Annotated in this window: 8 protein-coding genes; 5 read left to right on the plus strand and 3 right to left on the minus strand. The window is 46.1% G+C overall.

The genetic code is table 11. The features are described 5' to 3' along the window. Window positions 1-21 precede the first annotated feature (21 nt). A complete protein-coding gene (locus tag HXT56_RS05120; RefSeq protein WP_116712647.1) occupies window positions 22-798 on the minus strand; it encodes a TraX family protein in 777 nt (258 codons plus the stop codon). A 140-nt stretch (window positions 799-938) separates the two neighbouring features. Then, a complete protein-coding gene (locus tag HXT56_RS05125) occupies window positions 939-2,645 on the minus strand; it encodes an alpha-amylase family glycosyl hydrolase (protein ID WP_421777944.1) in 1,707 nt (568 codons plus the stop codon). A 262-nt stretch (window positions 2,646-2,907) separates the two neighbouring features. On the opposite strand from HXT56_RS05125, the gene HXT56_RS05130 reads away from it, so the two are divergent. The 5 genes from HXT56_RS05130 (at window position 2,908) to malQ (ending at window position 11,604) form a co-directional block, all read left to right on the plus strand. Continuing rightward, on the plus strand, window positions 2,908-4,137 hold the full coding sequence (locus HXT56_RS05130) for an extracellular solute-binding protein (RefSeq protein WP_116712649.1): 1,230 nt from the start codon (window positions 2,908-2,910) through the stop codon (window positions 4,135-4,137). A gap of 169 nt (window positions 4,138-4,306) precedes the next feature. Continuing rightward, complete coding sequence (locus HXT56_RS05135; RefSeq protein ID WP_116712650.1) at window positions 4,307-5,704, plus strand: carbohydrate ABC transporter permease; 1,398 nt, start codon at window positions 4,307-4,309, stop codon at window positions 5,702-5,704. Beyond that, window positions 5,701-6,621, plus strand: a complete 921-nt coding sequence (locus HXT56_RS05140; RefSeq protein WP_116712651.1) for a sugar ABC transporter permease — start codon at window positions 5,701-5,703, stop codon at window positions 6,619-6,621. Before HXT56_RS05135 ends, HXT56_RS05140 begins: the two co-directional genes overlap by 4 nt. Before the next feature lie 379 nt (window positions 6,622-7,000). After that, window positions 7,001-9,016, plus strand: a complete 2,016-nt coding sequence (gene pulA / locus HXT56_RS05145) for a type I pullulanase (RefSeq protein WP_421777945.1) — start codon at window positions 7,001-7,003, stop codon at window positions 9,014-9,016. Window positions 9,017-9,360: 344 nt separating this feature from the next. Then, a complete protein-coding gene (gene malQ, locus HXT56_RS05150; protein ID WP_250310030.1) occupies window positions 9,361-11,604 on the plus strand; it encodes a 4-alpha-glucanotransferase in 2,244 nt (747 codons plus the stop codon). A 451-nt stretch (window positions 11,605-12,055) separates the two neighbouring features. On the opposite strand, the gene HXT56_RS05155 is transcribed toward malQ, so the two are convergent. Then, the gene (locus HXT56_RS05155) at window positions 12,056-12,661 is read right to left on the minus strand and encodes a DUF624 domain-containing protein (protein ID WP_421777946.1); all 606 of its coding nucleotides are present in this window, start codon (window positions 12,659-12,661) and stop codon (window positions 12,056-12,058) included. Window positions 12,662-12,738: the final 77 nt, after the last annotated feature.

A 12,738-nucleotide genomic window follows, 5' to 3' on the forward strand; every position in this document is an offset into this window, starting at 1 on the left:
GAAAACTGCTACGAAATGTTTTCAACGCAAAAATACTGCAAACAATGCTGCAACCGCCAGCATTACCGGATACCACGCGTACATAATCCAGCGAAATACCGGCGAATCCTTATGCCCATCACCGTAAGGGCTGCGATAATGCAACACTGCCACGCCAATACCAGGCGCAAGCATCGACATAGCGCCAAACATTCCAGAAATAAGTTCCATGCGAATTTCATGCTTTTGCATCAGCTCAAAAATCAGCACAAATACAAGAAATATTGCGCCTCCCCAGAAAATTTGCTGGCGCACATAAACTTTACCAATAATATTCCACAGCAATCCTGCAACCACTAGCGCAACGTACGCAGCGCCACGCGAAAAACCGCTAAAACGCTCTCGAATCATGTCGATTCCCATAAGAACGAATAACGCAATTACCAGCGCAAATACAGGGTTTTGCGAGCGCAAATCAAACGCGCAACCGGATGTAGTGAGATCGTACGGCAATTCGCAAATTACTGCCAAAATCAGCAGTCGCAGTATGTAAAGATTCACATTATGCGTATTGTGATATCCGCGCATAAGAATCCACGCGTACCATGGCATCGCCGTCCAACTAACTACTTCGGCAAGAACGGCGAATGTAAGAGCGAGCATATTATCTCTTCTTAAACCGCCAAACAAATGCGGTATTACGGGAGCACTAAATGCACTAAGCATCATCATAAACGCGCCAAGCATCTTAAACTTGCGCAAAGTAATGCCCATTTTTATGTTTTTATCTGCACGAATTTTAGGCTTTAGCGTATCCATAACTTTCGCACTCCCTTGTATTTACACGCATACTGTCTTAAGTAACGTTGTCTTAAGTAACGTTGTCTTAAGTAACGTTGTCTTATTTTTCTACTGCTCTGTTTTACTACCGTTTATTGTATCGCAGTATTTATTGCGAATTAAAGCGGCAAATCGAATACTGCAAAACTTTGTGCGCCGAGTTTCAAGGAATTTCCGTCACTTAGCACTTCGCCAATTTTCAACAGAGGATTTTCGACTGCTTCCTGAGTAAGATTTGCCAACGTTGCAAACGGTACCGTTTCGGCACTTACTCCAGGATTCATAACCACAATGCTTCTTTCGGCAGCTGATTCTCCCTCGTTGCTTTTTGCACAACGCTCGTAAGCAAATCCGCGGCCATCAACAGGAGCATACAGCACTCGCCAAGACGCGTCAGCTTGCAAAGAAGCGCGATTGTGACGAAGCGCAATAAGCGCGCGAACCCAAGAAAGGAAGGAATCTTCGCAATTAATTTGCGCAGAAACCGTTGGAATTTCGCCACTTTCTACAGCTTGTTTGCGAGAGTTTGCGCAAGTGCGCCCGTCCGCTCGCGCTTCGACAGGTAAATATAGTTTCGATTTTGCAGCCGTTGAGAAACCGAGATTTTTTGTGTCATCCCACTGCATTGGCGTGCGCGTGCCGGTTCGAGCATAGCCGCCTTCTTTTGTTGGAATATCGCGATATTTCATGCCAATTTCGTCACCATAGTAAACGAAAGGTACTCCCGGCATAGTCAGTAGCATACCAAAAGCTACGCGACGCTCACGATCGTCTAGGCGTGGAGCCATGCGAGGCGTATCGTGATTGCACGAAATAAAACTAAAATATCCTTGGTTGCAGGTCGACTCGTATTGCGGGCAGTAATCGTCTAAGAACGGACAAATACTTCCGCCGCCGCGCGCAGAAAAGTAGCTGTGATCGTGCTCAGGATTGTTATCTAAAGCGTTATCAACGTCACGAAGCAAACGTGCATAACCATTAGGATTGCCATCCCAGCGCCAACTCAAATAAAAGTCCATATCAAAGCCAGCAGAAAGCGCCTGACGCGGCCTGCCCCACTCGGAAACGAAAGCAGCTTCAGGGTATTCCTCTTTAACAATTCCAAGCATTTCCTGCCAAGCGCGAATCGTATTATCCTTGCCAAGGCTTCCTTCGCCATTGTTGTCGTCATTTTTTACGAGAGAATCAGCCATATCAACGCGGAAGCCATCCGCGCCGAGCGAAAGCCAAAATCGCATAACATCAACCATTGCTGCGCGAGTTTCAGCCGCTTCTTCAGAATCAGGCGAAGATTGCCAAGCGCGATCTCGATGCGCAAAACCGTAATTTAGCGCAGGCTGACATTTGAAAAAGTTGAGAATATACGTTGCGTCGCGCTCGCTTTCACCACCAATAAACGGCATGGAATAGCCGGAAAATGCGCTATCGGTCCAAATATAGCGCTTGCTGAACTCGTTTTCTTCAGCTTTAGAACTTTCCTTAAACCACTCGTGTTCTTCACTTGTGTGTCCTGGCACTAAATCAAGCAAAATACGCATTTCGCGCTTGTGTGCTTCACTGAAAAGCTGTTGTAAGTCTTCATTAGTTCCGTAACGCGCCGCAACTTTTTTGTAGTCACGCACATCGTAACCAGCATCCTTAAAAGACGAGTCGTAGCAAGGATTAAGCCAAATTGCGTTGCAACCAAGCGATTTCACATAATCCAATTTTTTAATAATTCCTTGAATGTCACCTATACCGTCACCGTTTGTATCGCAAAAACTTTGCGGATAAATTTCGTAAAAAACAGCGTTTTTTAGCCAAGTTGCATGGTCATACAATGCCATTATTCCACCCTTCTCGTGTTGTATTATTTAGTTTACTCGATACCGCTTGAAAACACTGTGTTTGTTTGAACACATAAACCAAGCCGCCACTCATTTGCAAACGACATCATATTCGTGTATACTGCACATTGCTTACGAACGGATTTTGTGAGACATGTGACGCTGCTCTATGCAATAACATCGCAATGTTGCACCACAATAAGATTCGTTACTACGCCACCAAATGATATGCCAATTTTTGGCATGATATAGGAGGTCAAGGATGACGAATATTAAGAAGATGCTGGGCGCAGGCCTCGCAGTTGCTACTCTCTTCGGTTTTGCAGCATGCGGTTCTAGCACCAACAGCGACAAGAAGGCTGCTGATTCCACTGTTCAGCTCACTGTTTGGTCTGCTTCTGAGGATCAGAAGGCAGGCGGCTGGGTTGACACCGTTGAGAAGGAATTCCAGAAGGCCAATCCAAACGTTAAGTTCAAGAACACTGTTGTTGAGCCACCAAAAGCTGCTGAGTCTGTAAAGAAGGATGCAAAGGCTGCTGCTGACGTTTACCTCTTCCCTAACGATCAGCTTGGCGACTTGGTCAAGGCTGGCGCAATCGGCGAGTTAAGCGATGACGCTGTAAAGCAGGTTAAGGAACAGAACGAAGAAACTTTGGTTAATTCCGTCACCGCTCAGGATGGCAAGATGTACGGCGTTCCTTACACCGGTAACACTTGGTTCATGTACTACAACAAGTCCAAGTTCTCTGCTGACGACATCAAGTCTCTCGACGCAATGCTTGAGAAGGGCAAGGTTGCATTCAGCGTTTCCAACGCTTGGTACCTCCCAGGCTTCTACCTCGATGGCAACATGACACTCTTCGGCGAGAAGAGCAACGATGCTAAGGCTGGCATGAAGCTCGGCGACAAGGCTGCTGAAATCACTAAGTACCTCGCGAAGTTAGTTCTTAACAAGAACTTCGCTATTGATAGCGATGGCAGCGGCTTGTCCGGTTTGAAGGACGGCTCCGTCGACGCCATCTTCTCTGGCTCTTGGGATGCCGCAAACGTAAAGGCAGCTTTGGGCGACAACTATGCAGCTGCTTCTCTTCCAAAGTTCAAGACCGAATCCGGCGAGCACCAGATGAAGTCCTTCGCTGGCTCCAAGGCTGTTGCTTACAACCCTAACTCCAAGCACCCAGAGATGGCTGCTAAGTTTGCTGCATTCTTGGGCTCCAAGAAGTCCCAGCAGATTGCTTACGAGAAGCAGGGCGTAATTCCTTCCGACAAGTCTCTTGCTGATTCCGTAAAGTCTGATCCAGCTGCTGTTGCTCAGATGGAAACCATTGCTAAGACTTCTGTACTGCAGCCAACAGTCCCTGAGATGGGCACCTTCTGGGATCCAACCCAGACTTTAGGCGCAGCAATCGCAGGTAAGAAGGACGTTACCGAAAGCAATGCTGCAGAGAAGACTGCAGAATATGCCAAGGGTTTGGCTGAAACAGCAAAGTAAGCATTAGCTTTGCTTAATAAATAAATCTATATAGAATGCATAAACGAATAATAATTGTTTTATGCATTCACAAATAACACGCCCCAGTCCCCACTCTAGTGAAAAGGGGCCGGGGCGTGTTATTTATATACTTCTCTAAAGCACTCACTGTTTATATGAAAGGTATGTCATGACTGGCACGACATCCACAAAGCGAGAAAGGCGCCAGAAGACGTCAGTTGTAGAACGCTTTGCTCCTTCGCCATATTCACTGAAAGAGGCTGCAGAGCACGCAGACATTCTTTCGTGGATTTCCATCGTTATCTTCGGCTTCGGCACTTTTGTTCGCAAACAATTCACTAAAGGCATTTTGTTCCTTCTGTGTGAAGCTGTTCTTTTCGGATTCTTATTCACAACCGGTTCAGAATACCTTCCAAAGATTCTTACGCTTGGCACAAAAAAGCAAGGTAAGATTAAGATAAATGGTTTCTGGCATTATACCGCAGGTGATAATTCCGTTGAAATTTTGCTGTACGGCGTTATGTCTCTTGCAGCAATTATTGTGCTCATTTATTTAGCAACGCTCTCCCTACGTAGCGCTTATAAGGCACAAGTTATTACAGCAAGTGGAGAAAAGCCAGCAAACTTTGTTAAAGACGCTTCATCTTTGCTCGACAGCAAGGCACACGTTGGTTTTATGACACTTCCAACCGCTGGCATCATTCTCTTTACTATTTTGCCATTGCTCTTCATGATTTCTATGGCATTTACCTCTTACGATAAGCACCATCCAACCTTATTCACTTGGACTGGTTTAAATAACTTCTTCGCAATTGGTAACCCTAAGAGCTCTATTAACGCAGCAACGTTCTTCGACGTTTTGGTTTGGACTCTTGTTTGGGCATTCTTTGCAACATTCCTTAACTTCTTCTTCGGCATGTTCATTGCAATGATTATTAACCGCAAGAGCACGCGCCTTAAGGGATTGTGGCGCACATGCTTCTCCCTTACCATCGCAGTTCCACAGTTCGTATCCTTGCTCGTCATGAACAACATGCTTCAGCAGAATGGAGCAATTAACCGACTGCTTATGGAAAATGGTTGGATTGATCAACCTCTTCCATTCTTCCAGGACGCAACATGGGCTCGAGTAACAGTTATTCTTGTTAACCTTTGGGTTGGTATTCCATTCACGATTATGCAGATTACGGGTATTTTGCAGAACGTTCCTGCAGAGCTCTACGAAGCTGCAGAACTCGATGGTGCAACCTGGTGGCAGCGTTTCATGAACGTTACCATGCCATACATCGTCTTCGTAATGACTCCATACTTGATTACTACCTTCACTGGCAACATCAATAACTTCAACGTTATTTACCTCTTGTCTGGCGGCGCACCAACATCACTTGGTTCTACAGCAGGCAAGACTGATTTGCTTATTACTTGGCTTTACAAGTTAACAGTGGATCGCGGAGACTACAACATCGGTGCTGTTATCGGCATTATGACGTTTATTGTTCTTGCCGTCGTAGCACTTGTTACGTACCGCAACTCTGGATCTTATAAGAACGAGGAGGGATTCCGGTGAGTGAAAAAAATACCACTAAGAGCACAAACGCTGTTGTACACAGCACTCGTAGTGTTTCTCTGCTCAAAGACCAGCGCGTAAGAAGAATAATTGGTGACGTATTCTCTCACCTATTCTTGGCTGTGTTGTCAATTATTTGGTTGATTCCAATTGTTTGGGTTTTCTTGGAAAGCTTCAACAAGAACGAATCCCCATTCCAAAAGACATTCTTCCCAACAGAGTACTCGTTCAATAACTATATCCGCTTGTTCACCGAGCGCGAAGCCTTGGACTTCCCACGCATGTTCTTGAACACTTTGATTGTGTCCATTTTCGTGTGCATTATCTCCTTGTTCTTCGTACTTGCCGTGTCGTTCTGCATGTCTCGCCTTCGCTTCCGCGGTCGTAAGACATTCATGAATATTGCTTTGATTCTGGGCATGTTCCCAGGCATCATGGCAGTTATCGCTATCTACTTCATTTTGAAGGCTCTCGGTTTGACGAATGGTTCGGTTGTTCTAATCGCACTTATTATCGTCTACTCTGCAGGTAGCGGCGCCGGCTTCTACGTTATGAAGGGCTACATGGATACTATTCCAAAATCTTTGGATGAAGCTGCTTACTTGGATGGCTGCACTACTTGGCAGGTCTTCTACAAGATTATCCTCCCAATCTGCAAGCCTATGATTGTGTTCCAGGCAATTACAAGCTTCTTGGGTCCATGGCTTGACTTCGTTATGGTTAAGACGATTGCCAACAGCCAAGACAACTACACTGTTGCTTTGGGCTTGTGGAAGATGCTCGATAGGGAATTCATTAGCAACTGGTTCGCACGATTCTGCGCGGGCGCTGTGTGCGTTTCGATTCCTATCGCAATCCTGTTCATCATCATGCAGCGATTCTACGAAGAGTCGATGTCTGGTTCTGTTAAGGGCTGATAACAACAGATTGTAAAGTTAAAGAAGGCCGAGGCGCTTTCGAGCGTTTCGGCTTTCTTTATTCCACAACTCAACGCTTCAAAAAATCAATTAACTAAATAATTTAAAAATAAAAAATTAAATAGTCGAGGCTAAAAAATAATTTAAAATAACTTAAGCCACTCGCAGTTTGACTCAAAACGATACTGGTTAACAAACCTTACTGCATTAAGCCAAATAACGCTCGAATAAAGTTACGTACAAATAAAAATTGCAAATAATAAATTAAAAATAAGTAAATCGTAAAATTTAATATCACACTTAATTGCAAAATATACAGTAAGTAAAATATACAGTAAGATAGTACTTACGAAATAACAAAATAAGAAGGATATTACACATGACGTTCCCATCTTCGGCAACTTGGCCAGTGTACGAAGGTCCTCTCGGTTTTTCTTTGAACCCTAAGTCCACCACTTTTACTGCGTGGGCACCAACTGCACAAGCTGTAACTTTAAGACTTTTTGAAACCGGAAATAATAGCGAACCAACGCAGACGCACGAAATGAAACCTCTACGCGATGGCGCTTGGCGCGCAATCTTCCGTAAACGTCTCGATGGAGTTTACTACGACTATCTTGTTACTTTCCCTGACGGAACGGTAAAGCGCACTTGCGACCCTTGGGGTATTGCTAGCGGCGTGAACGGCGAGCGCAGCTTGGTAATTGATGAGGATCGCGTCACTCCGGCAAACTGGCATAAAGATAAGTCACCTAAGTTTGTACGTCACGCCATGGTTGTGTGGGAAACGCATGCTGCTGATTTCAGCAGCGACCCTCGTGGCGGCTTTAAGCCTGAACATCGCGGTCAATATCTTGCTTTTACTGACGAGCACACTACTTTGCAAAGCGAAAGCTCCTCTGCTACTGCTACTACCCTGCCTACTGGCTTGGATTATATTAAGCAGCTCGGCGTTACGCACGTGCAGCTTGAACCAATTTACGATTTTTCTACAGTCGACGAGGTTGCAATCGATAATGCACGCAAAAATAATGCCTCTGCAGAAGAACTGGATTCTTTGTATAACTGGGGCTATGACCCTCACGCATACAATGTTCCGGAAGGTGCTTACTCGAGTAATCCGTACGATGGCACTGTGCGCGTACGAGAATGTAAAGCAATGATTGCGGCATTGCATGCAAATGGTCAACGCGTAATTATGGATGTGGTTTACAATCACATGTATAAAGCTGCTGAAAATGCTTTCGAATGCATGGCTCCTGGCTATTTCTGCAGGCGCAATGAAGATGGCACTTTTGCAAATGGTTCCGGCTGTGGAAACGAAATGGCTTCCGAACACCCTATGTTCCGCAAGTTTATTATTGAATCGTTGCTTCATTGGGCAAAGGATTACCATATTGACGGCTTCCGTTTCGATCTTATGGGCTTGATGGATACTGAAACTTTGAATCAGGCTCGAGCAGCGCTGGATGAGCTTCCTGGCGGCAAGGATATTGTTATGTATGGCGAACCTTGGGGAGCTTCGGAGCCTGCGGTAGATGAAAAATTGCCAATGGGAGATAAAGAAGGCCGCGAAACTCTTAACGAGCGTATTGGTTGGTTTAGTGACGAGTCGCGCGATTCCCTTAAGGGTAATGTGATGAATCACCTCGATCGCGGTTACGTTAACGGCAACGAGTTTTGGTGCGCCGATGCTGCTCGACAAGCCTTAGACGCTTGGCGAGATACTCCTTCTGCTGGAAAAGAAGTCGGCCAAATTGTGCAGTATACTTCTGCGCACGATGATTTGACGTTGTGGGATAAGCTCTGCATTTCCATGCGCGACAATGCTGGAGAATCCGATTTTAATGCTTGCGATGCGCAACAAGTGGCAGATATCATTAACGCCAACATGTTTGCTGCAGGCATGATTTTATGCTCGGCTGGCACACCATTTATGCTCAGCGGAGAAGAGTTTGGTCGCACAAAGTACGGCTGTGACAATTCTTATAATCGTGGCATCATTCTGAATCAGTTGGATTGGGCACGCACCGAGCAGTTCCAGCCGCTTGTGAAGTGGTACCGCGCGCTTATTGCGCTTCGTGCCGAACACAGTGCGTTGTACGATGGCAAACGTAAGCAGCTTCCTGCATCTAATAAGACGGTTTTGGCTACGCGCGTTGGCAACAATCTTATTGTCTGCGCTAACCCTATGTACAATGCTGACGCAACAGTTGAGTTGCCTGTAATTCATAGCGAAAAAACTCAAGGCTGGCATTGCGTGCTCGATTCTACCGACTATTTTGCAGAATGGACACATACGCAACCAACTCAAGCCGCTTCTATTGTCAATGACGGGAATACCCACACTTTGCATATTCCAAGCCGCACTTTTGTAGTTTTGAGTTCTAAATAAGCGATACGTTGCGCAAGTTGCGCAAGTTGCGTAAGTTGCTTAAGTTGCTTAAGTTGCTTAATAATTCGTGTGTTGCGTAACAATTCGTAAGTAGACTGCACTAAAGCAAATTGCGATACCCAATCATGATACAAATTGTGATTGGGTATTGTCGTACTTGGCGTGTTCCCAACTCGCCATACTGCAGCTTATATTGCAAACGATGTCAGTTATTTATATAATTGTCGCTTAGGGTGTATTCCAATCCAGAGATGTGCCGGGATACACACTCTCGCCATTACCGCACTTGGCACGCTTACGACGAAGTTAGAAATGTGCCAAAACCACGAGATAGAAGGAGCATTATGAGCACAACAGCTACCAGCAAAGCTGAAGATGCCACGCCTGTGGAAGAGGAAAGTCCAGAGCGTCTCGCACGCCCGTTGATTAAACTTGCAAAAGCATGTGGAGTCGCTACTTTCTACATTGACCAGCAGGGCAGCTACACAGAGATTACCGACGAAGCATTGGTTGGGGTACTTGAAGCGTTGGGTATGCCAGCAAACACGCCAGAAAATATTGAAGCATCATACGAAAGTGTGTTGCGTAAGCGTGCAAGTGAACTGCTTCCGCCAACTGTTGTTTCGTTTAGTGGGGCTAAAACGCGCGTGCCTGTTCACGCTGGCGCTGCTAAGCCTCAAAATATTCGCGTAACGCTTGCGTTAGAAGATGGCACCACTTACGAGGGTGAGTTAAGTGCTATTACAGCTGACGGCGATGACTTATACTTGGAGCTTCCAGACGATTTGCCAATGGGCTACCATACGCTGCACGCTCAGGTTGTAGATGAGCACGGTGGAGTCGTAAGCCATGCTGACGCCACGCTTATTGCCGCTCCAGCGCGTATTCCTCTTCCAGAAAGCGTAAAGGCTCGTCATCGTTGGGGTTACATGACGCAAATGTATTCCGTACGCTCCAAAGATTCCTGGGGTATCGGTGATTATGGTGACTTACGGCGCTTACTTAAGGATGCAGCTGAGATTGGCAAAGCTGATTTTATGCTGATTAATCCAATTCACGCCAGCGCACCGGTCACTCCTCTTGAGCCTTCGCCTTATTTACCTGAGTCGCGTAGGTTCTTGAACGTTACGTATATTCGTCCGCAAGATATTCCTGAATATGCTGAATTGAGCGGCGAGGATCTCGCCAAGGTAGAGCAGTTGCACGAGTCAATCGCTCCGCAGAATAACAATCCAAATCCTATGGATATTAATGCCGCATGGGATGCTAAACTTCCTGCGCTGCGCATCATCTTTAAGCAACCTCGTTCTGCTGAGCGTGAACGTGAATTTACTGAGTTTAAGCATCGTTCTGGCGAAGATCTTGATGCTTTTGCAACGTGGTGCGTCGCGTTTGAAGTGTGGGGTGCCCCTTGGGGAGATAACCTGTGGTTTGATACAACCGGTAAGGGTACGCCACAAATTGAAACGCTTAAACGTGAACATGCCGACTTGTTTGAGTTCCATCGCTGGTTGCAATGGATTGCTGACGAACAGGTTGCTGCCGCTCATGCGGAAGCTAAAGCTGCTGGCATGGCAATTGGTCTTATGCAAGATATGGCTGTTGGCGTGCACGGTTACGGTGCCGACGTGTGGTGGAGTCCAGAACGCTTTGCTAATGGCGTAAGCGTGGGCGCTCCTCCTGACTTCTATAACCAGCAAGGCCAGGATTGGGGCCAGCCTCCGTTTGATCCGAATTACCTGGATGAAACTGGTTATATTGCTTACCGCGACATGGTTCACAATGTGTTCCTGCACGCGGGTGCAGCTCGCATTGACCACGTACTTGGATTGTTCCGCTTGTGGTGGATTCCACAAGGTCAGGGCGCAAGAAATGGCGCTTACGTTTACTATAACGTGGATGCTATGCTCGCGGTGCTCACCATTGAGGCAACGCGTGCGGGAGGCGTGGTAATCGGCGAAGACTTGGGAACGGTACCAAAGTATGTTTCTAAGGTTCTTGCAGCCCATGGTGTGCTTGGCACTGTTGTCGAGTGGTTTACGCATGACGATGAGGCTGAGGCTGCCTCTAAGAAAGCTGGAAAGAAGCAGATTATTTTCGCCGATCCTTCTACTTATCGTGAGTACGCACTTGCTTCTGTCACAACGCACGATATGCCACCTACAGCGGGTTATCTTGCGTTTGAGCATGTGAAGCTTCGCGAGCAGCTTCACTTACTCACAGACTCCGTAGAAACCTTCCAGGAAGCAGCTCAAGCGGAACGCGACGCAATGATGAAGATGCTTCTTAAGGGCGGCTGGATTAGTGAGGAAGCTGCTGAGGATGTAGAAGGTCACGTGCAAGAGATTGTGGAAGCGATGCACGCAATTATGCGCACTTCCCCATCGTTACTATTGCAGGTTGCACTGGTTGATGCTGTTGGCGAGCGCCGCTCTCAGAATCAGCCTGGCACTAGCACTGAGTATCCAAACTGGCGCATTCCGCTTGCTGATGCAGACGGTCGCGTAGTACACACTGATGAAGTATTTAAGTCGCCACGCGTACTTGCTATGGCGGCTGTTATGTGCGGCGAAAATACAAGGAAGTGAGTATAATTAAACTGTTGGTTTAATGAGAACCGACTCAATTCCCCTGCAAGAAATACGGTTTGCATAGTAGCAAATCAAAAGTATTGCTTGCAATGATGTCCTAAGTGAGGCGAGCGTCTATGATGATGCTCGCCTCATTAATTATTTAGCGTTACGCACCCAAGCCTCGGGTAAGCGGCAATACAATCAAATCTTCAGTCAAGCAGCTGAAAAAGTAGCGGTTATGCGATGGAACAAACCTCGGAAATTCTCCGGCAAATGTTCCATAAAAGTGATTTTCCCTTTACAGCGTTGTACAGAAAATAACGAAATTTCGCCGAAAAACGATAATTACTTTACATGGCTGTAAAGGAAAAAACGAAATCTCGCCAAAAAACGACAGTCCCTTTACACGAGTGTAAAGAAACTAACGCGCTAAATCGCAGCGCTCAAGCAGGTCGTCAGCGCAGAATTACTTCTTAATATACTTTGCGAAAATACGCTCTAATAAAGGCGTATGAAGCATAATGGTCGATCCCCAACCAATGAATAATAGCAAGGGTAAACCTTGCGGAAAGTAAATAATTGAAGCAGCTACAAGTCCTACGAAAACGGCGTCTATAATAATCATTCCAATCGTTGCCGGCCAGTATACAACGCTGAAAATAAGCGCATTTAAGAGGGTTCTCCCAATAGAATTTTCGAAACGCGCCTGCAATGCGAAAACCCATTCTGCTATAAGCAGCCAGATTAAGCTTATTGCAAATTGCGGGATTAAAAGCGGCGGTATTCTAACTGCAATCCAAGCCCATAATATAAGCGCAAGAAGCGGCCCCATCACGATCCAGATTACAGTTGATTTCAAAAAGTTGCTAGAAAAAGCGCGGAAGTAGGCAGAAGTCATGTGTCCTTCCGCATTTTCTACGCGTCTTGCAGCATCATGCCCGGCGGAAAGAGAAGCGCCTATAGTAATCAATGGAATGCTTGTTATAACCATCAATACAGTAAGCCATACTGCATTAGCAAATGCTTCCATACCTTGCGCAAACTTTGAATCCGGGCTTCCGAATGAGAACATTATGCGCTATCTCCTTTACGTTTTGTTTGCGCTATTTATAGCCAACTTATTAACTACGCTTACTAACAATACAATGG

This window comes from Gardnerella nova (genome assembly GCF_049244055.1).
Taxonomy (GTDB): Bacteria; Actinomycetota; Actinomycetes; order Actinomycetales; family Bifidobacteriaceae; genus Bifidobacterium; species Bifidobacterium vaginale_H.